Origin of the sequence: Sphingobacterium wenxiniae (genome assembly GCF_900116225.1) — a bacterium.
Taxonomy (GTDB): Bacteria; Bacteroidota; Bacteroidia; order Sphingobacteriales; family Sphingobacteriaceae; genus Sphingobacterium; species Sphingobacterium wenxiniae.
Window position 1 is genome coordinate 26866 of record NZ_FOZZ01000015.1, and the last position, 21449, is coordinate 48314.

Consider the following 21449-nt stretch of genomic DNA (forward strand, 5'->3'; position numbering starts at 1 on the left):
GAATTAGGAGAAATGTTAAATGTATTCTTAATTATGTTATTTGGCGTGGGAGTGGGTATCCTATTGCGATCCACTCCCAAGTTAAAACACACTGGGAAAGTCATTATGGTGGTCATTTATGCCTTGCTTTTTCTGCTGGGTAAGGAGGCAGGTGAGGATGATCGCATTATGTCCAGTTTGGACACCTTAGGGGTGCAGGCTTTATTGCTTACGTTGGGAGCAGTAGTGGGAAGCGCCCTCTGTGCTAAGCTCGTATATAACCTATTTTTCAAGAAACATGAAGGGTAGTCTTATCATCATAGGCTTTTTTGTGCTGGGCATTATTGTCGGTTTGGGAAAGGTTATTCCCGAGGGATTCTTGTCTGAACAGATCAGTACCTATGTACTTTATGCATTAATGTTCCTCGTTGGGGTGACAATTGGTTATGATAAGGAACTTTTGCGTTCCTTGCGTAAAACGAATTGGCGGATATTGTTCGTGCCGTTGGCAACTATTGTTGGTACATTGGGTGGTGTTGCTCTGGTTAGTATGTTGCTTCCACAGTGGACAATGGCAGAAAGCATGGCGGTGGGATCCGGTTTTGGATATTACTCCTTGTCCAGTATTTTTATTACACAATATAAAGGCGCTGCTTTGGGAACGATTGCTTTGATGTCTAACATTATGAGGGAGATTATTGCCCTTTTGGCGACACCGTTATTGTTGCGGTGGTTTGGACGTCTTGCGCCTATTTCCGTAGCTGGCGCTACCAGTATGGATACCACATTACCGATTATCACGCAATATTCCGGTCGGGATTATGTACTGATTGCTATTTCCCATGGTATTATTGTTGATTTAACAGTGCCTTTCTTGGTGACATTCTTTTGTTCGGTATAAGGCTATATGAAGAACCGTCCTTTGCGCCGTGCCTCGCCTCTGGCGATGGAGGAACGAAGCAATCTGACAATAGTAAGAACATACTACCTTAACGTCAATTCGGGATAAGAATAATTTCATCCCTTCGGGATTAAAATTTATTAATCAATCTTATTGTATAATAATAACAGTCCTTCGGACTTTAAAAAACCACGAAGTGGTGAAATTATTGAAGAATATTTAGATAAATCATAATAGAAACCCTGAGAGGATGACATTATTTAGTTTGTTTGCTTAAACCGAACTCACGTTATCTTAGGTTGGGAGCAGGATGACGATAGGAGGAGAAATCTAATAGTTGGATGACCTATCTATAGATTTCTCTTCGTCCTATGTCCTCATCGAAATGACGATTGTTATTCTTATTTCACTAAACTCTTATCATAAAGTTTTTCGTGGATACGTTTTAGTTCGCTTTCCGGAATTTTGATGACTTTACGGTCGTAGGTCATCAGACCATTGGTTTCTACTTCCACATCCGTGGTCTGTGTATATACACCTGCCGACAAACCCAACGGAATCAATTTACTCATGTCGTTGATAAGCTCTTCATAGCGTTTTTTCAATTCCTCTTTATTCTTGAAGGATTGGTATCCCCAATTGTCCTTTTGTTGCCAAGTATGTCCATCAACAGGCAGACCCAGTCCTCCGAATTCGCCTAAAGCTAAAACATAGTTTGCACCGAACAGTTCAGGGCTTGGCATCGCCGGCTCGGGATAATTGTGGATATCGAAAATATGTCCTGGAGCAAGGAAGTTACCTCCGCTGGCACCATTAACTAAGCGTGAAGGGTCTTTTTGGATTGTCCAATCTACGATCTCTTTGGATTTGAACTGTCCCCAGGCTTCGTTGAACGGAACCCAAATGACAATGCTTGGAAAGTTGTGCAATGCATCCATGATACTTGTCCACTCTTTTTTATAAATCGCTTCAGATTCAGGGGAACGGTCTTTGTCATGTTTGCCATAACGGATTTTACCAGGGTGCATATCCCATATATTGCCGTCTAGGTCGCCACTTGGCATATCTTGCCAGACCAGTATCCCAAGGCTATCACAATGACGGTACCAACGTGCAGGCTCTACTTTGATATGCTTACGTATCATGTTGAAACCCATTTCCTTGGTTTTGATTAAATCAAATATAAGCGCTTCATCCGAAGGAGCCGTATGTAAGCCATCTGGCCACCAGCCTTGATCCAAAGGCCCGTAATGGAATACAAATTCATCATTTAGATACATGCGTTGTATGCCTTGTCCGTCCTTTTTCATGCTGATTTTTCGCATGGCGAAGTAGCTATCTGCTTGGTCAATGACTTTTCCTTTACGTACTACCTTCACATGAAGATCGTACAATTTTGGGGAGTTCGGACTCCAAAGCTGCGCATTAGGAATAGGTAAGATAAATGCTTCATTTGGTGCAGCTGAGGTTTCTGCTACTTTTGTCTGTTGGTCATAAGCTTCGACGATGATTAGGTCGTTAGGCTGTGCCTGTGCTACTTCGGTACTGAGGTGAAGCTGAGCGTTATCTACATCAGGAGTCTGTTTCGTTCGGACGATATAGGTTTCGGGTACGCCCTCTAACCATACCGTTTGCCATATTCCCGAAACCGGAGTATACCAAATACCGTGGGGATTATTGATTTGCTTGCCTCGTGGTTGTGGGCCATCACTGGTTGGATCCCATACACGAAGGGTAATCTCTTGCTTTTCGCCTTTCTTTAAAGCATTGGTAATATCAAAGCTGAACGGATCGAAACCACCTTCATGGCGTCCAAGATGTTGACCATTGACGTAGACGTCGCATTGCCAGTCTACCGCGCCGAAATGAAGCAAGGTGCGTCCGTTACGCACTTTCTTGTCCACTTTTATTTCTCGGTGATACCACAAAACTTGGTCTTTGTTCAGGCTTCTGCCTACACCGGAAAGGGCAGATTCGACAGCAAAAGGAACAAGGATGTCTCCATCCCATTGTGTTGGTATGTCGTTGTGCTCTTTGCTGTTTATGGTATATTGCCATAGCCCATTGAGATTTTGCCAATTACCTTTGCGTTGTAGTTGTGGACGAGGGTATTCGGAATGTGGATTGGTAGGATCGAGCTGTTCGCCCCAGGAGGTTAAAATCTTATCTCCTGCTGGCTTCCATTCTTGTGCCTCTGATAGTATGAACGTAGAACAGAGTAGTGTCAGTGTTACAAGTGTTTTTTTCATGGTATTCGTTTTATAATGATCGTGTTTTTATTGTTAGTAATTTGTTTATCCTTCCATCGCCAGAGGCGAGGCACAGCGACTACGCTCAGGATGATACACAAAATTTGTCACGCTGAGCGTAGTCGAAGCGCGACAAACACTTAATATCTATCCCGCCGATACTACTGCACAGAAAAAGCATACACAGATTTTGTTTTATATATTTCTCCGGGTTTTAACCGACTGGAGGGAAAGTTGGGTTGATTGGGCGCATCTGGGAAATTCTGTGGCTCTAAGCAGAAACCTGTACGGAAACTATCCGTTTTCCCATTTTTAAGCGTCACTTTATCAGCCATGAAATTGCCACTATAGAATTGTATGCCCGGTTCTTGGGTGAAAATATCCATAATGATGCCCGATTGTTCCCCTTTAATGCGCGCTGCATGGTTGAGGTCATTAAGCCTTGTACCATTCAGTACAAAATTATGATCATAACCTTTACCATATTGCAATTGGGTATTCTCGGCTTCTATATCTTGACCGATTGTCTTTGTCGCGGTGAAGTCAAAAGGTGATCCTTGAACCGAGGCCAGTTCTCCGGTAGGGATTAATGTGCTGTCCACAGGTGTATAGTGGTCGGCAAAAAGTTGCAATTCGTGGTTCAGGATAGTACCTGAACCTTCACCATTCAGATTGAAATAAGCGTGATTGGTCAGGTTGATAATGGTTTCCTTATCTGTATGAGCTTTGTAATCAATCTGCAGCTTGTTGTCGGGAAGGATACTATAGGTAACTTCCATCGCTATATTGCCAGGGAAACCTTCCTTTTCATCGGGGAGGGTATAGGCAAAGGTAATGGCTCGTGGTGTAATTGTTGTCGCTTCCCAAATGGCAAAGTGTACACCCTCAAAACCTCCATGTAAAGTATTGACACCGTTATTTTGCGGTAGTTTATAGGTGTTCTCTCCAAGCGAAAACGTTCCCTTGGCGATACGGTTTCCAAATGGTCCGACGATAGTGCCAAAATAAGGCTCTTCGGGATTATGGTACGCACTGGCTTTCGTAAAACCTAAAACTACATCGGTCGGTATTCCTTCTTTATTCGGAACATGAAGTCCTACGATACGTGCTCCAAAATTGGTTAGGTATACAGTCATACCTTGCTCGTTCTTTAAAGTATAAAGTGTGACTGTCTTTCCATTGATGTCCGAAGTGAAGGCCGTAGAATCTAAAGTAACCGTATCAGATTTCTGTTCCTGTGTTGTATTATGCCCTGACTGGCAGGCAAAATTCCACACTGCTGCCAGGCTGAGGCAAAGGAGGATGTTTCTTTTCATGTATAGCTTGTGTTTTTGATTTAACTTTATAATTATGCTTCACCACTTGTAACCAATGATGAACCTTCGCCAATAGCGATGTCGATAGGTGTGAAGGCATGTCCAAATTGTGTTTCGTATTGTGGAGCGACCTGTTGTATAAAGTCGGCAGAACGTCCTTTTTTTACGAGGTTAATGGTACAACCGCCAAAACCACCACCCATCATGCGTGCCCCGATTACATCGGGATGTTCTTGCGCCGCAGAAACGAGAAAGTCCAATTCTGCACAGCTTACTTCATATTCCCGACTCAGTGCCCAATGGGCTTCGAACAATAGTTCCCCGAAGCGTTCGATATCCTTACGGAGTAATGCTTGGCAAGCGTCTAATAGACGTTGGTTTTCCTTGATGACGAACAGACATTTGGTGAAAACGTCTTCCGACTTAGGTTGTACATACACCATTAGCTGTTGTAAAGTCACATCACGAAGAGATTGCACTTCGGGATAAGCTTCCTGCACCCAACTTACTCCCTGTTCGCAAGCGGCCCGTCGATCGTTATAGGCTGATGTGGCTAAGGAATGCTTCACATTGGTGTTCAGGAGCAGCAGTTCATATTCACCCCATTGCAAAGGTATATAGTCATACCTCAGGTTTCGGCAATCTAATTGTATGGCATGCTGTGCTCTCCCCATAACCGAAGCAAATTGATCCATGATGCCACATTTCAGACCAATGGCTTCATGTTCTGTTTGTTGACCGATTAAGGCGATATCTTGCCGAGATAGTCCCAATGAGAATAGATTGTCGAGCGCATAGCCTACGGCACAGGTTAAGGCTGCTGAAGAGGACAAACCTGCACCTAATGGTACGTCGCCGTCTACGGATATATTAAAACCATTAATGTGACGACCTCTAGCCTGTATCTGCTGTACCACTCCTAAAATATACTTTGCCCACTCAGGGGCATCACTTAGATCGTTTTTTGTTGTTAAGGTGGCGAAACTTTGTTGGTAGCTAGCGGAATACAGATGAATTTCTGTATCGTCGCGACTGCTCAATGCTACGTAGATATACTTATCAATGGCGGCGGGGAGTACATATCCTTCGTTGTAATCGGTATGTTCGCCGATAAGGTTAATCCTACCCGGTGATTTGACCAATAGTACGGGGTTTTCACCATAATGTTCTTGAAAACGTTGTTTAAAATTTGCAATGTCAAACATAGGGGTGGTTAAGATTTTTTATAGTGTGTCGTAGATTGTTCTTGTAATATTTTGGCGGCATATTCAGGTGTAATATCCCGTTGTGGACTGGCCAGCATTTCATATCCCACCATGAATTTTTTGACGGATGCCGAACGCAGTAGGGGTGGATAAAAGTGCATGTGCCAATGCCATTCAGGCATTTCCTCCGTGTTTACGGGGCTTTGATGCATCCCGGCCGAATAAGGGAAAGAGGTTTTAAAGATATTGTCATAACGGGTTGTTAACTCTTTAAGTGTATGGGCTAAGCTGAGCTTTTCTATGTCGGTGAACTGTCCGATATGCTGACAATGACGCTTGCTGAGTACCAATGTTTCATATGGCCAGATTGCCCAAAATGGGACGACTACCAGAAAATGTTCGTTATTAATAATGATGCGGCTTTGCTCTTTTTCCTCTGCAGCGATATAGTCTTGCAGGAGTGAGCGTCCTGTTCGCTGATAATGAGCAAGCTGCTGTTTGCCTTCTTTCTTAATTTCTACAGGAATGGATTGTTGTGCCCAGATCTGACCATGAGGGTGGGGATTACTACAGCCCATAATGGATCCTTTATTCTCAAATATCTGTATATAATGAATCCATGGTGTTTGTTTTAACATCATAAACTCCTCTTGCCAAAGGTCAACTATAGCCGCAATATCAGTCTCTTCCATTTCGGGCAGCGTAAGATCATGTCGGGGTGAGAAGGCAATAACTTTACAAATCCCACGCTCGGTCTCGGCTTGAAGTAGATCATTATCAAATGTACCTTCTGCATTTGGGTTAGGCAATAACGCTGAAAAATCGTTTGTGAAGACAAAACCGTTTTTGTAATCAGGATTTTGTGTTCCGTTGGCTCGCGTATTGGTAGGACAGAGATAGCATTGTGAGTCGTAAGTAGGCCGGGTTTCCGTTTGTCCAGCTTCTACCTGTCCTTGCCAAGGACGGGCACTCCGATGTGGTGAAACCAGAACTTTTTCTCCAGTCAGGATATTGGTACGCAGATGAGGTTGATCAAAATCAAACATAAGTCTTATCAGGTTTGTGTTGTTAAGCGTTTTCTAAGTTAATTTTTTTGAACGGTTTTCACAATACTTTTGATTGGATATATGGGGTGTGAGTAGAGTTTAGACTTCCTAAGTTTCGCAAACTTTGGAAGTCTTCAATCCTTCGTTTATTTTAAACATAAAAATAAGATACATTTTTTTGTAAAATGTTTTATCCTTTAAAAAAAATATTTTCTACCGTAATGTGTTGTAAATGAATATCTACAAATATTTTATTCGATTTTATTCTTTTATAAAGTAGTTGTAAATTTCCTTAATATTAATTTTATGTAATTTATGAAAATTAAAACATCATCAAAATTTGTGGCTGAACTGATAGGTACGTTCGGCTTGGTTCTGTTTGGTTGCGGAGCGGCGGCTATTGCAGGAGTTGACACAGCTGGAGGGCTTTCAGGACTTGGGCTGTTGGGTATTTCTACGGCATTTGGACTTTCCGTAGTTGTTTTTGCTTATGCCATTGGCGGTATTACAGGGTGTCATATTAACCCGGCCGTTACCATAGGTGTGTTGACAGCAGGAAGAATATCCGTAAAAGATGCTGGGGTTTATATCGCAGCACAATTTATCGGTGCGCTATTGGGAGCATTTGTATTACAGCAGATTCTTCAGGGACAATTGGCAGGCTTTACCGGGGGTGAATGGGCTTATGGTTCCAACGGATGGGGAACCGGTTACCAAAATGAATACGGTGTGACGGCAGCATTTCTTATCGAGGCAGTCTTGACGTTTGTGTTCCTTTTCGTGATTTTAGCAACAACTTCAACTGTGGGTAATTCTACTATGGCGGGCCTAGCAATTGGCTTTGCCTTATTGCTGATCCATCTTGTCGCTATTCCTGTTACAGGTACTTCCGTAAATCCGGCTCGTTCATTTGGTCCAGCTATCCTTGCTGGGGGGCAGGCTCTGTCACAGCTATGGCTATTCATTGTTGCACCTATTGTCGGTGCAGTTGTTGCTGCGTTCACTTGGAAAGCTATTGAACCGAAATCCTAATAAAATTCATTGTTAACCTGAAGGCACACTTACGCCTTCAGGTTTCAATTAGTTCAAATTTTCATGTGTTGGTTTTTTTGCTCCCATCATTGTTTTTGAAGCAAATACAAGCACTTGTATGATAACGGCGATGACAATGAGAATTGCTAACTCCAAATAGGAGAGTATGTTCGAGAAGGAGGTCATGTTGAGGACCTCATCTAATTGGTTTTTGCCTTCTTCTACCTGTATTAAGGATAGAATCTGTAAGGTGTCGCCTGCTTCACGTGCAGCCAATAATGTTGCGTCATGGTTGCCCGTTTTGTTGTTTTTGGATATATCTTGACACAACTGTTTGAAAGCCTCAAAATTGTTTTTTTCTATTTCCGTAAGAAATGTTTTTTCGTATAAGTCATTGAGGGTGGCAATCTGGACTAAGTAGTCATGTACACGTGTAGTAATCTCATTATCTTCCCTTTCCAATACCGTGATAACACCTTCTATTTTTTTTGACAGTTGGAGAATATATTGTGCCACTACCAATCGATCTTCGTATATGGAGGTGACCGTTGTACTTATCTGTGTAGCAATTCGTTGTTCACGCATATTGGTCAGCATCACCAAGCTAATCACGGTGAACAAAAGTATCGCCGCTGTCATTTTTTGTTTTATCGCAAATGCCCACATAAATCCTTAAATTAACTGTTAAACGCGATGCGTTAAGTTTATAATCCAGACAATTTAATGAATTATTTCGAGAATGTGTTGTTCTTTGTTTCTCAATATTCCTTATATTAGCCAATAACAATAACCGAGGCTTCCGGAAAAAGGAACTTCATAAACCTTCATAACTGACACATATAAACTAAATGGTATTTGCAATAGTTTTACTAAGCCTACTTTTGTTGATAGTTTTTATCACCTATTTTAAAATCAATGCCTTCCTTTCCTTTCTTATTGTTTCCATATTAGCAGGGGTTGCTTTGGGAATTCCTTTGACTGCTATCCCTACTACGGTAGAGAAAGGCATTGCCGGAATTATGGGAAGCTTGACTTTAATCATCGTATTGGGGGCGATGCTTGGTAAACTCATTGCTGAAACAGGTGCTGCCGAGAAGATTGCAGGCGTAATGGTTCGTCTGTTTGGTATCAAGAATTTGCAATGGGGGATGGCGTTTACCGGTTTTGTGGTGGGGATTCCTTTATTTTATGGGGTTGGGTTTGTTTTGCTCGTACCTTTGATATTTTCTATCGTATATAAATATAAACTCTCTGCGGTCTATATTGGTTTGCCTATGTTAGCTGCATTATCCGTGACACATGGTTTTATTCCTCCTCATCCTTCGCCTGTTGCTTTAGCGATTTTGTTTGAGGCTGATATGGGGTTGACATTGATATATGGTCTTGTCATTGCGGTTCCGGCAATTATTGTTGGAGGACCATTGTTTGGAAAAACATTAGGTCATATTAAAACGAGTCAATCTGAAGTGTTTCAGCCAACAGAAAGTACAGTACAGGATAGCCTACATCATGCGCCAACAACATGGAATAGTTTTATTACCGCTTTATTACCGGTGGCTTTATTGATATTATTTACAGTTTTGCCTTATATTGTTCCACCATCTAATACTTTTGCACATGAGTTGATCAGCTTTTTGGGCTCTCCTGCTATTGTGATGCTCTTGGCCATAGCCTATGCGACCTATTCATTGGGCCTACGACAGAGGCGATCCATGAAATCAATTATGTCCATTTATGGGGAAGCCGTAAAAGATATTGCCATGATCTTGTTGATCATTGCCGGTTCTGGTGTGTTTAAACAGGTTATGGAGGAAAGTGGCGTAAGCTTGCAATTGGCAGAAAGCTTGCAGACATTGCCGGTTCATCCATTTATTTTAGCTTGGTTGATTACCGCGGTAATACGTGGGTGTGTAGGTTCTGCAACGGTTGCCGCCTTGACGGCGGCAGGCGTGTTATTGCCTTTGCTGAAATCGTCCGGAGTTGATCCTAACCTCATGGTATTGGCTATTGGGGCAGGAAGTCTGATGTTTTCTCATGTCAACGATGCCGGGTTTTGGATGTTCAAGGAATACCTCGGGCTTACCGTGAAGGACACCTTACGCTCTTGGTCGGTAATGGAAGCTTTAGTTGCGATTGTTGGTTTGATTGGTGTACTTGGGTTATCCTTTGTGATTTAATGCGATAAAGTGATGGCTGTAAAGGGAGTGATGACAAATAGTAAATTTATAAAACAAAAAAAAATAGATAGATGATGTATAATGCAGATGAAAAATTTGAAGAATTAGGATTGAGTTTACCACCGGCACCTGCGCCAAAAGGCGTATACAAGCCTTATGTGATTGACGGGAAATACCTTTATCTATCAGGACACGGGCCTGTGCAAGATGATGCAGAACTTATTATTGGACGTATTGGTAAAGATATGGATGCTGAAGCAGGTAAACTTGCAGCAAGGCAAGTGGGGTTAACCATGTTATCTACTATCAAAACGAATCTTGGTTCGTTGAATAAGATTAAACGTGTTATCAAGGTGTTGGGAATGGTGAATTGTACAGGAGATTTTGAACGACACCCTTATATTATCAATGGTTGTAGCGAACTTTTTGCAGCTGTGTGGGGGGAAGAAAACGGTATAGGTACACGTAGTGCAGTTGGGTTTGGTTCTCTGCCAGATAATATTCCTGTTGAGATCGAAGCGCTTTTTGAATTGCACGAAGATTAGCGATGGAAAACTGGTACGAGGTAGAGAACGTAGATCAGATAGATTCACCGGCACTATTGGTCTATCCCGAGCGCATAAAATACAATATTCGCTTATTGAAAGCCTTGGTCGGAAATAATACGGATAGGTTGCGTCCCCATGTTAAGACCAACAAAATGATAGAGGTCTGTCAGTTAATGATCGCTGAAGGGATTACGCAATTCAAATGTTCGACCATTGCCGAAGCCGAAATGTTGGCAATGGCGAACGCAAAAGAAGTGCTCTTGGCTTATCAGCCAGTTGGACCAAAGCTGCAACGTTGGGTGCAGCTTTTGAAAGCGTATCCGTTGATACAATTCTCTTGTTTGGTAGACCATGTGGACAGTATTAAGTCATTGGGGGATATAGGCCAAGACGAAAATCTGAATCTATCGGTTTATGTAGATCTCAATGTGGGAATGGGGAGGACAGGTGCTGATTCTCACGAATTACCAAAGTTGCTGGAACAATTACAGATACAAAAATACTTGACCTTGCAAGGGATACATGGTTATGATGGGCATATTCATGCGTCGGATTTGACTGTGCGCCGAGAGCAAAGTGATGCCAGTTATGCTTTGTTAAAAAAAGGATTTGACTTTTTACAGGCAAATGTTGCTTTGCCCTTGCAGATGGTAATTGGTGGAAGCCCATCATTCACTGCACATGCTACGCGTTCGGATGTGATTTGTAGTCCAGGGACATTTGTATTTTGGGATTGGGGTTATAGTGATCTGTTACCAGAGCAAGAGTTTGTTTATGCGGCGGTATTATTGACGAGGGTTATATCCGTTATCGATGAGCAGCATATTTGCATAGATCTGGGTTATAAAGCTGTGGCTTCTGAAAGTCCTTTGCCTCGTGTTACTTTCCTGAATGTAGAAGAGGCAAAATCGTTGTTCCAAAGTGAAGAACATTTGGTTTTAGAAGTGCCTGACAGCAGTCAATATCCTATTGGTACCGTATTGTATGCCGTACCCCGGCATATATGCCCAACGGTGGCTCTTTATGACCGTGTCTCTGTAATTGAAGAGCAAGTATCTGTAGATACATGGAATGTTATTGCCCGGAATAGAATGTTAAACTTTTAAACTGATGAACGAGAAAATACCTTTTTTGATAGATGCGCATCTGGACTTGAGTATGAATGCCATGGAATGGAATCGGGATTTACGGATACCAATAGACGAACTGAACCGTCGGGAAGAGGGCATGACGGATAAACCTGATAGAGGAAAGGCGACGATTACTTTTGAAGAGTTACGGAAAGGGAATATTGGTCTGGTCGTAGTAACGCAGATAGCTCGATATGTGGAACCTGGAAGCCCACTGCCGGGTTGGTATTCGCCAGAACAAGCTTGGGCACAAACCCAAGGACAGTTGGCCTGGTACAAAGCTATGGAGGCAGACGGACACATGCGTATGATTTGTAGCCGTGAACAATTGGATGCACATATAGAGGAGTGGGAACATAGAAGTGATAACCAAGATAATCCCATTGGGTATATCTTAAGCTTGGAAGGAGCTGACTCGATTGTTGATATAAGTTATGTGGAGAAAGCTTATCAATATGGTTTGCGTGCGATAGGTCCCGCTCATTATGGACCGGGACGATATGCTAATGGTACAGATGCCAGAGGAAAACTCAACGATCAAGGTGTTGCTTTGCTAAGGGAAATGGATCGCTTGGGCATGATTATGGATGCTACGCATCTGAATGATGATGCATTTTGGGACGCATTGGGACGTTATCAGGGGGCGGTATGGGCAAGTCATAATAATTGTCGAACTTTTGTTGACCATAACCGTCAGTTCAGTGATGACATGATTCGGGCATTGATCGAGCGGGATGCTGTTATTGGTGTGGCGTTGGATGCTTGGATGATGGTGCCAAATTGGATACGTGGTCAATCCACACCAATTTCTACCAACTGTAATATGGAGATCATGGCAAACAATATCGATCATATTTGCCAATTGGCAGGAAATACAGATCATGTTGCAGTGGGTAGTGATCTGGACGGGGCATTTGGTAGAGAGCAATGTCCCTACGACTTGGAAACCATTGCTGATATTCAAAAGGTATTTCCCATACTAAGAAATCGAGGATATACAGCAGAAGATATAGATAAGATTGCCCACGGCAATTGGTTGCGCTTTATGCGAAGAGCTCTGTAAGAAAAAAATTATGCAAGGACAATCTTCCGCTGTATTGTACCGACAGGAAGGATAATTGTGAAGGTTGTTCCTCTCTCCTTATTTTTTTTCACGGCTATGGAACCTTGGTTTTGTTGTACCAATTCGTTAGTCAGCAGTAAGCCTATTCCTGAACCGCGCTCTCCCTGTGTTCCGAAAGTTGGGGACTGTAATGTTTGAAATAATAAGTTGGACTGTTCCTCTGTAATGCCCATTCCGTTATCAATGATTTGAAGGGTAATGTTCTTCTTGTCAGAAGTTGCTATTATAGCAATTACATCATCAGAATAACTGAACTTTATGGCGTTATTGATGACATTGCGTAGTATCATCGCTAATTGGTTACGATCTGCAAATACAAAAAGCTCAGGATCTATATGAATATCGAGTGTTATATTTTTATGTGTAATGATCCCCTCCAGAAAAAGAGAGGTCTCTTTTACAGCGCCCAATAGTGATATATGATCTGGATGCGCTTGGATATCCTGTAGGTTGCTACTGCTCCATTGTAGAAGGTTTTCGATGGTGATATTCAGGTGAGAAACTCGCTTGTTGATCTGATGGACAAATTCCTTCGTTGTTTCTTCGGACAATAGGTTTTGTCGAAAAAGCATGAGTGTATTCTGTAGGGAAGCTAAGGGACTTTTTATATCATGAGAAATGATAGAAAAAAGTTTTTGCATATTGCGGTTCATTCCCTTCAGTTGCTCGTTTTGCTCTCTAATCTTGTTTTGATAACCGTATTGGATATGTTTAAAAAAACTGATAATAAACCCTATGAACAAAATAGCCGTTACCATGTTGAACATTTTTCGGCCTTCTGGCAGAGGTGTGGGCATGAGGTTGGGGAAGGGGTAAAATTCAACGAGAATAATAATAATAACAGTTAAAATGCCTGTCGTAATAGGTATCCAGCGTTTATCGTACACTAAAATGGATACAATGAAAGCACTTAAAAGAAAATAGATCGCTCCGTTGTGAAAAAAGTAACTGCCAGAGGCGAAGAGGATAAAGTTGAACCCCAACAATATGAAGCGAGCTTTACCGTATTGCCGGTTGTAATGAAGTGGGTAAACTAAGAAAGATACCAGAAAGTTACCTGCATTAATAGCGGAAAGGATATACCGGCCGTCCGAAAAGTTATAGATGGTAAAAAAAAGCGTGAGAGGAACACAACATAAAGCGATGAAGTTAAGCATTTGTGTACGTCGATTCTCTAGATAAGAGATATCCTTATAGACTCCTATATTAATCAATCGCTTGTATAAAAGTAAAATCCCTTTCATTCCCCAGGTAGCTTGGCATGATAATTTAGGTAAAGATAGAAATAAATTAGTTTGGTTGTATATAGGGAAAGGTGCTGTAAAGAACTTACTGTTAATCGTTAACAGTAAGTTCTCCTCGAATATCTTTCTCTATCCAGTAAGCAACTTCTTTTTGGTCGGCCAATTGTCCTTGAAGATACATGAGCTTCGTGACAGCAGCTTCAAAAGTCATATCATAACCATTGAGGACACCCAATGATTTCAAGCCTTGAGAGGTCTCGTATCGGCCTAATTCTACCGAACCTACTTTGCATTGCGAAATATCAACAATATTCTTTCCTTTTGCTACCGCATCCGTCAGCATACTGAGAAACCATTCATCGGTCATGGTATTTCCCGAACCGAAAGTTTCCATCACGATACTGCGCACATCCGCATCCAGAATGGATTGGACAAAAGACGGGCTGATACCGGGAAACAGTTTCAACACGCCTACACGGTTGTCTAACTCCGTATGCATGATAAATTCCCGGTCTGTGTTGTCCAGCAGAGCCTCGCGATTATAGTTGATATGGATGCCTGCTTCTGCCAATACCGGATAATTTGGGGAACGGAAAGCCTCAAATTTAGCCGAGTTATATTTGAAGGAACGGTTGCCACGGAAAAGTTTGTTGTCAAAAAGTATACATACTTCCTGGATAATGGATTTTCCATTTTCTTTCGCAGACGCAATTTCTAATGCTGTCATGAGGTTTTCACGCGCATCGGTACGGATCTCGCCGATTGGTAGCTGCGAACCGGAAAGAATCACAGGCTTTTGTAAGCCTTCCAGCATAAAGCTTAATGCGGAAGCCGAAAAAGACATGGTATCCGAGCCATGTAATATCACAAAGCCATCATAATGGTCGTAATTCTCCTTAATCAATTGTGCCATTTCGACCCAAATGGAGGGTTTCATGTTGGAAGAATCGATGATTGGCGTAAAAGAATGTACGGTCAGCTTGTAATTTAAACGAGCTAGGTCTGGCAGATTGCTGGCAATAAGTTCAAAGTCGAAAGGAACAAAACTCCCTGTTGCGTGATCCTGAACCATTCCGATGGTTCCGCCTGTATATATGATAAATATATTTTGCATGATTGGTATTAAATGTTGAAGATACGTTTAGAATTCTCTGTAGTAATCTTTGCCAATTCCTCAACGCTGATTTGATGTAGGTCGGCTACTTTTTCTGCAACATGATATAAATAGCTGCTCTCATTCTCCTTCCCCCTATATGGCGTGGGAGCAAGATATGGGGCATCCGTCTCCAAAACAAGATGGTGGAGATCTATTTCACGTACAACGGCATCCAACCCTGCTTTTTTATAGGTTACCACACCGCCAATACCTAAAGCAAAGCCTAAGTCAATACCTCGCTGTGCTTGTTCTAAAGTACCGGTAAAGCAATGTAAGATACCGAATAGCTTTTCGTCCTTTAATTCTTCCAATAGCGGAAACAATTCATCAAAGGCTTCCCGACAATGGATGTCAATAGGCAGGTTAAGTTCCTTTGCCCAGGCGACTTGTGTACGGAAGGCATCTTTCTGTATTTCCAAGGTAGATTTGTCCCAATAGAGATCCAGACCAATCTCACCAACTGCATACACTTTATTATCGGCTAATGCTTTACCAATAATATCTAACTCTTCCTTATAGTTTTCCTTGACGGAACAGGGATGCAATCCCAACATGGGAAAACAATTCTGGGGATAAGCGTTCACTGTATCCAAAACGGGTTGGATGGATTCGCTGTCCACATTGGGTAGGAAAAGGCGGTATATGTTTCTTTCAAAACAACGTTGCAACTGTTCATCCAATTTGGATGAGTTCGCATGGTAATAAATATGCGTATGTGTGTCGGTCAGGATGAATTCTTCTTCGGGCATTATCAGTGTTTAAAGGCTCTAAAATTAGAATATTCTTATTATAAAGCCTAATCCGATGTGCAGAAAAAAGAAAATGTTAAATCAAAGGGGAAATTGTTGGTATTTTGGCAATAAAAAAACGGAGCTGTTAATTTCTAACGGCCCCGTTTTGTATCAGATGTTTAGTTTTCGTTACTGCTGTGGAGCTGCAGTATCAGCAGCAGGACCAGGAATAATGTCTACCAATTCAACTTCGAAGACCAACGGTGCGTATGGAGGAATATCACGGCCACCGCCACGCTCACCATAACCTAAGTTAGAAGGAACCAATAACGTTGCTTTACCACCTTTGTTGATTAACTGCATACCTTCAGTCCATCCTTGGATTACAGGGTCGTGTCCAATACGGAAACGAAGAGGCTCGTATTGGCGCATTGGGTTGAAAAGGCTTTCTTTTTTCGCCAATTCTACATTGTTCGTGTCGAAAATTTTACCGGAAACCAAAGAACCAACATAGTTCACAACAACCGTATCACCAACGACAGGTTTGTTGCCTTTACCTTCTTCTTTAACTACATATTGAAGGCCAGAAGCTGTTTTCTTTGGTTCTAATTTTTTGTCAGCTACATATTTTGCCAATTTGCTTTCTTCTGCATTTTTAAGGCTGTTCACTTGTTCTTCCATGTAGGTGTTGATTTGTGCGAACAATGCTGAATCAGTCAATTGACCTTTTTTGATGTGTTTTTGAACTTTTACTTTAAAAGTGAAGTATTTATCCGCGATTTCAGGTTTTGGTTGACCTGTTTTAGCAGCCATAGTATCCAAATTGATACGGAAGACAGCGCTATCGCCTTCACCCAACATTCTCAACACAGTATTGTGGTCACCAGGGTATGTGCCTGGGATAGAGTCGCCAACAACGTTGATAGGCTGTGGAATACCGAAATCGTAAGTGCTGCTTAGCAACGAGTCTTTTCTATCGGTGTATACTTCGATATGTGCAACCAGAAAGTCTCCGGCTTCAGCTTTTTCTGCTCCTGCATCCTTGGCGATGTTATATTCAAGACCACCTGGACCTTTTTTGAAATTTTGACAAGCTGCGGTAGCTAACAAAGTAGCAGCAGCTGAAAGGAATAAAATTGATTTCTTCATTTTTTTGATATAATCACTATTGTTATTTTGTTAATATTTCTTCGTATTCGGGAAGCACAGACTTGAATCTGTTTACGACCTGGCTGATTTCTTCATCAGAACTTCCGCCAGAAGCATTCAAGTGACCGCCTCCGTTAAAGTATTTTTTGCAAATCTCATTGCATGGGATTTCCCCAATCGACCGCAAAGATAGTTTAATTAATTCAGTTCTATCAATAAATAAAGCAGCTAAACGAATGCCTTTTATAGAGAGCGCGTAATTCACTAATCCCTCTGTATCGCCTGTGCTGACCTGAAATTGTGCCAAATCATCTTTTGTGATGGCAAAGAGTGCGGTGTTGTACTCGGGAATGACTTCCAGACAGTTCAACAGACAGTATCCTAAGAACTTTAAACGGTTTTCCGTGGAACTATTGTATACATGCTGGTGGATTTCCCAATTTTTTGCACCGGCTTCAATCAGGTGGGCAATAATCTGGTGTACTGCAGCAGTTGTTGACTTGAAACGAAAAGAACCAGTGTCGGTCATGATTCCTGCATAAAGACAAGTTGCTATTTCGGGAGTGATGGCTTCCGGCTCGTTGTTAACATCGGCTATAAACGTATAGATTAGTTGTGCTGTAGCTGCCGCTTGAGAATCCCAATAGGATAAATCCGCGAAATCTTCCGGGTCCAGATGATGATCAATCATCCATTTTTGACCTTTCGCCTCACGTATAACGGGTTCTAATATATTGGTACGGCTTAAGGCGCTATAATCCAAACAAAAGATAATCTCGGCTTTTTCAAAAAGTGCATTTGACTGTTCTGTAGCCTGAGGGTAAATGAGTACATCTTCACGTCCCGGCATCCAATCCAGGAATTGTGGAAAGTCTGAAGATAATATTACATCAACCTGATGACCGTTGCTTTTTAGCCAGTGGTAAAGACCTAATGATGAGCCTAAAGCATCGCCGTCGGGTTTGTGGTGTGTCGTGATAACGATATGTCGCGGAGTCTTAAGTAACGCTAAATTTTCTTTTCCTGTGAGCATAACAATTTTAAGAATGCAAACCTACTAATAAAAATTTGAGTTTAAGAATAGGGGAGCTAAAAAGCTCTCTGTCATCGTCATTGCGAGGAGGAAGAATGACGACAAAGCAATCTGATGACCAGAAAAATGCAGATTGCTTCGTCGCTATGCTCCTCGCAATGACGTGTTTTTGCAGTTATCTAACCTTTGTAGATAACTTCATTCAAAGACAGTTATTTCTTGAATGCATACAGCTTTTTATCACGCCTTACACAGAGTAAATAATCAGCGCTGTTGTAGTCGATTTTCCCATAATAGAATAATGGCATGGCTTCGATTGGAAAGCCATCGTATACACCGCCTCGTTCATCGAAGATGTAAATCAGATTATTTGTTCGGGAGGCTACTCCCATCAAGGATGTGCCTTGGCTATCTCTGAAGAACTGAGGTCTGTCGTCGACATCCTGTGTAAAAGTAAAGGCAAACATCTCTGTGCTGTCCGTCAAGCCAAAGACAGCGAGTCTCTTTTCGTCCAGGATAATTAACTGCGGCTGCTGATGCGAATTAATCTGACCAAATGAAGTAAGTGCTTTATTACTGCCATCGATGAGTTGTCTTTTACTGGGTTGGCCTCCAAATGGGATGCTTAATAGATTGTTGGCCGTATCTACGGTATGGATGACCTCATTGGCGGCGACATGGATAGGGTTTTTAAATCTTCCAGCTATGTTTTCTTCTTTTAACAGTTCGCCACGGCTACTGAATTGATAGAAATGTCCATTCTCTGTACCTACGAAAACTTTATTGTCAAGGACTTTAATGTCGAATAATATTTTGCCATCCAAATTCTTGTTTACCCAATTTTCGGCAGACTCTCCATCCATGGTGTAGGCTAATAGGCGTTGTCCTGCAGGTATGAAAATAAGTTCTTCGTTATCAATAGTAGCTATTGTCGGTGAGAAGCTGGGTTCAGCCGGCAGACCTACGGAGAACCCACTTAAAGGCTTACCGTTCGTGTCGAATCGGTATAAGCGGTTTCTGTCCGTTACGAGTATAATAGAACGGTCTTTGAGCTGTTGAATTTGTCCTACGACCCGACCAGAGAATACCGTGGACCACATCCGATGACCGGAAGGGTGTATGCCATGTATGGTATGGTCCTGCTCCTGTATGAGAATAAATTGGCTGGTATCCGAATGCTCAAACACCCAAGGTTGCGTAATCGGGCGATTGGTAAACTCATAGGTCCATTCCGGCGTTGTGCCAAGGGCATGCTTGCTTTTGTAAATACCGTATATGCTGCTGAGAAAATTACCGTCGTTGCCGGAGATCTGCATAGACCAACCGTAAAAGTCCTGATACCCGAAATTTTCCTTATCGCGGAAAGTCTGGCTGAAATCGGTTTTCAGTGTATTGGCTATAATGTTAGCTGCGGCTTGCGTACGGACAAAATAGGTAACATTCGCTTCGTTTCCCTGTATGCGTTCGGCATTTTTGAAGCCCAGTGAGCCCACTAAAAGATTCGTTCTATTCCAGTCACGTTGGTACTGTTGGATGAGATTTTGGCTGTTAGCCACGATGAGGATATTGTTTACCTGCGTGAAATAAGGACGAGTAAATGATTTAAGCGGATCGCCATACAAAGCGTAGAGCAGATTGGAATGGTCGAAACGATAAATAGAGTCGGCAATACGTGTGGCAAATTTTTCAGCTTGATTCAGAAATGTTGCGGAGTCTTTCAGTGTGATAAAAGCCAGTTCTGTTTGGTTGGTCTGTTCGACAACGGCAAACTCGTTACTGAAAAGTGGAAGGAAATCTGTATCGTAGCTAAGGTTCTTGCTATTTTTGATTTCAGTTAACTGTGCTTGTATCTGTTTAAGTTCCTCTCGCTTTTCCAGCAAAGACCATAAGTTTTTATGAAATTGTGCTTTATCGCTTAGGGAAAAAGAAAGGTAAGATGCTGTGTTTGCCGGAAAATAAGGGTGTAAGCTTTGTGTTGTTTTGGTCTGATGACCAAATAACTCGATGTAATTGTCCCGGTGCTCGGTTTGACTTTCACCACTGAGGATAAGTGCATCGTTTTTGAAATTGAGGTTCCAAGCTGATTGCCCACCTAAACTGTCAAACAGGCTAATAACCTTACCATATTTTTTACGCATGAGCAATTTTGCGATTTCAGGCACTTGATTATGTACAAAATATACACTCAAAGGTGAATTGCGGCTATTGTTTTCGGCAAAGTACTGGATTGATTTTTTATCGATTTTAGGAGCTTTGTCATCGATGGTTTTCAACAGCAGGTTTTTGGAATAAGCAGCAAAGAATATATCCCTGTGGTAGGCTACATATAGCGAAGAGTCCTTCGAACCATAATCAAAACGGAAAATCTGCTGCTGTAGGGTGTCCTGCAAGGTGACAGGGAAAGACTTATCCAAAGATTCCAATAAGGATTGGAGTTGTTCTTTTTTTATACGCTGCACCGTAGGAATAGTGAATAACGCTTGTTGTTTTCCGTCTTCGGGATGAAAGGAAACATACATCTCAGCTTCTGCTACATGAGGTTGGATGGCGCTATGGCGCAACAGTTTGTTTTTAAAAGATTGCATCTGCTCAAACTGCTCTTTTCCCATGATAGCCTCGAAAATCTCAAAATCCTTGAAGATATTGTCCGTGGTCGCGTCATTGCGGAAAGCCGTAATCAGAAAAGTCTCTTTCGGTAAAAATGTAAGCGGTTTTACAGGCTCGGTCTTTTCTTTGTTTAGATCTGAAAAGTAGTATATAGAAGCGCCAATAACAGCAACAAATAATAGTATCGTAATAATAATCGTGTTCCTCATCGCACAGTTTGTGTCCCTATTCTATTCAAAAGTAAAAAATAATTGTGAGTATTCTGTATGGAGAAATCTGTATGGCTATGGGAGAGGGAGATATGTCAGTAGAAGGAAAAATAATGCCATGTATGGGATGTTTTTCTGTAAATAAACATACTATTTGTTATATATTTTTTACATTTAAGGCGTAAATTGTACTTTTAAGGAATTTAGTCTCTTTTATGAATAAACAAATTATATTGGTAGCGTCTCTTTCCGGACTCTTGGCTGTCATATTAGGTGCGTTTGGTGCGCATGGATTGGAAGGGAAAATCAGCGAATACCATATTGGTACATGGAAAACAGCTAATCAATATCATTTTTACCACACTTTTGCTCTTTTGTTCCTTTCTACATTTTCGAGAGCGAAGAATGCTTCTATCCGATTGTCCTTTATCGCATTTGTGTTGGGCATCCTGTTGTTTTCAGGTTCGTTATACTTATTGAGTGTACGTTCGCTGATTGGCTTGGAAGGTTGGACATGGTTAGGGCCGGTTACACCTGTTGGCGGTTTGTTTTTTATGATTGGTTGGATAGGACTCTTTGTTGCGGCGGTTAGAAATCGTTCGTAACTTTGGTGC

Annotated in this window: 19 protein-coding genes; 8 read left to right on the top strand and 11 right to left on the bottom strand. The window is 41.8% G+C overall.

Going from position 1 to position 21449, the window contains the following annotated elements; translation table 11 throughout:
* Positions 1-12: 12 nt before the first annotated feature.
* Positions 13-288 carry a LysO family transporter gene (locus tag BM375_RS15540; RefSeq protein WP_093367401.1) on the top strand — a complete coding sequence of 92 codons (276 nt, stop codon included), beginning with the start codon at positions 13-15 and terminating at the stop codon, positions 286-288.
* Entirely contained in the window at positions 278-880 is a 603-nt protein-coding gene (locus tag BM375_RS15545) for a LysO family transporter (protein ID WP_093367403.1), read from the top strand. The genes BM375_RS15540 and BM375_RS15545 overlap by 11 nt, the downstream gene beginning before the upstream one ends.
* 401 nt (positions 881-1281) lie before the next feature.
* Here BM375_RS15545 and BM375_RS15550 read toward each other — a convergent pair whose 3' ends face one another.
* The 4 genes from BM375_RS15550 to BM375_RS15565 all read right to left on the bottom strand — a co-directional run bounded on the left by BM375_RS15550 (position 1282) and on the right by BM375_RS15565 (position 6696).
* The gene (locus BM375_RS15550; protein ID WP_093367404.1) at positions 1282-3129 is read right to left on the bottom strand and encodes a glycoside hydrolase family 2 protein; all 1848 of its coding nucleotides are present in this window, start codon (positions 3127-3129) and stop codon (positions 1282-1284) included.
* A gap of 161 nt (positions 3130-3290) precedes the next feature.
* Positions 3291-4445, bottom strand: coding sequence for an aldose epimerase family protein (locus tag BM375_RS15555; protein ID WP_093367406.1), 1155 nt, complete (start codon positions 4443-4445; stop codon positions 3291-3293).
* 32 nt (positions 4446-4477) lie between these two features.
* Positions 4478-5650 (bottom strand): galactokinase, encoded by a 1173-nt coding sequence (galK, locus tag BM375_RS15560; protein WP_093367407.1) that lies wholly within the window; start codon positions 5648-5650, stop codon positions 4478-4480.
* 8 nt (positions 5651-5658) lie between these two features.
* The gene (locus BM375_RS15565; protein WP_093367409.1) at positions 5659-6696 is read right to left on the bottom strand and encodes a UDP-glucose--hexose-1-phosphate uridylyltransferase; all 1038 of its coding nucleotides are present in this window, start codon (positions 6694-6696) and stop codon (positions 5659-5661) included.
* Between the two features lie 315 nt (positions 6697-7011).
* Between BM375_RS15565 and BM375_RS15570 the strand changes: the two genes are divergently transcribed.
* A complete protein-coding gene (locus BM375_RS15570; RefSeq protein ID WP_093367410.1) occupies positions 7012-7728 on the top strand; it encodes an MIP family channel protein in 717 nt (238 codons plus the stop codon).
* 48 nt (positions 7729-7776) lie between these two features.
* Here the strand turns inward: BM375_RS15570 and BM375_RS15575 are convergent, their stop codons facing one another.
* On the bottom strand, positions 7777-8367 hold the full coding sequence (locus tag BM375_RS15575) for an MCP four helix bundle domain-containing protein (protein WP_139227623.1): 591 nt from the start codon (positions 8365-8367) through the stop codon (positions 7777-7779).
* A 209-nt stretch (positions 8368-8576) separates the two neighbouring features.
* On the opposite strand from BM375_RS15575, the gene BM375_RS15580 reads away from it, so the two are divergent.
* The 4 genes from BM375_RS15580 to BM375_RS15595 all read left to right on the top strand — a co-directional run bounded on the left by BM375_RS15580 (position 8577) and on the right by BM375_RS15595 (position 12646).
* Positions 8577-9905, top strand: a complete 1329-nt coding sequence (locus BM375_RS15580) for a gluconate:H+ symporter (protein WP_093367413.1) — start codon at positions 8577-8579, stop codon at positions 9903-9905.
* A 71-nt stretch (positions 9906-9976) separates the two neighbouring features.
* On the top strand, positions 9977-10450 hold the full coding sequence (locus tag BM375_RS15585) for a RidA family protein (RefSeq protein WP_212611702.1): 474 nt from the start codon (positions 9977-9979) through the stop codon (positions 10448-10450).
* A 2-nt stretch (positions 10451-10452) separates the two neighbouring features.
* A complete protein-coding gene (locus tag BM375_RS15590; RefSeq protein ID WP_093367417.1) occupies positions 10453-11559 on the top strand; it encodes a D-TA family PLP-dependent enzyme in 1107 nt (368 codons plus the stop codon).
* A gap of 4 nt (positions 11560-11563) precedes the next feature.
* The gene (locus tag BM375_RS15595) at positions 11564-12646 is read left to right on the top strand and encodes a dipeptidase (RefSeq protein WP_093367418.1); all 1083 of its coding nucleotides are present in this window, start codon (positions 11564-11566) and stop codon (positions 12644-12646) included.
* An 8-nt stretch (positions 12647-12654) separates the two neighbouring features.
* Here BM375_RS15595 and BM375_RS15600 read toward each other — a convergent pair whose 3' ends face one another.
* From BM375_RS15600 to BM375_RS15625, 6 genes are all read right to left on the bottom strand, one after another.
* Positions 12655-13950 (bottom strand): sensor histidine kinase, encoded by a 1296-nt coding sequence (locus tag BM375_RS15600; RefSeq protein WP_093367420.1) that lies wholly within the window; start codon positions 13948-13950, stop codon positions 12655-12657.
* Positions 13951-14041: 91 nt separating this feature from the next.
* Positions 14042-15064 carry an asparaginase gene (locus BM375_RS15605; protein WP_093367422.1) on the bottom strand — a complete coding sequence of 341 codons (1023 nt, stop codon included), beginning with the start codon at positions 15062-15064 and terminating at the stop codon, positions 14042-14044.
* An 8-nt stretch (positions 15065-15072) separates the two neighbouring features.
* Positions 15073-15855 (bottom strand): TatD family hydrolase, encoded by a 783-nt coding sequence (locus BM375_RS15610; protein WP_093367424.1) that lies wholly within the window; start codon positions 15853-15855, stop codon positions 15073-15075.
* A 171-nt stretch (positions 15856-16026) separates the two neighbouring features.
* Positions 16027-16986 (bottom strand): FKBP-type peptidyl-prolyl cis-trans isomerase, encoded by a 960-nt coding sequence (locus BM375_RS15615; protein WP_093367425.1) that lies wholly within the window; start codon positions 16984-16986, stop codon positions 16027-16029.
* Positions 16987-17008: 22 nt separating this feature from the next.
* Entirely contained in the window at positions 17009-18019 is a 1011-nt protein-coding gene (locus BM375_RS15620) for a DHH family phosphoesterase (protein WP_093367427.1), read from the bottom strand.
* Between the two features lie 212 nt (positions 18020-18231).
* The gene (locus BM375_RS15625; protein WP_093367429.1) at positions 18232-20835 is read right to left on the bottom strand and encodes an NHL repeat-containing protein; all 2604 of its coding nucleotides are present in this window, start codon (positions 20833-20835) and stop codon (positions 18232-18234) included.
* 215 nt (positions 20836-21050) lie between these two features.
* On the opposite strand from BM375_RS15625, the gene BM375_RS15630 reads away from it, so the two are divergent.
* The gene (locus tag BM375_RS15630) at positions 21051-21440 is read left to right on the top strand and encodes a DUF423 domain-containing protein (protein ID WP_093367430.1); all 390 of its coding nucleotides are present in this window, start codon (positions 21051-21053) and stop codon (positions 21438-21440) included.
* Positions 21441-21449 lie beyond the last annotated feature (9 nt).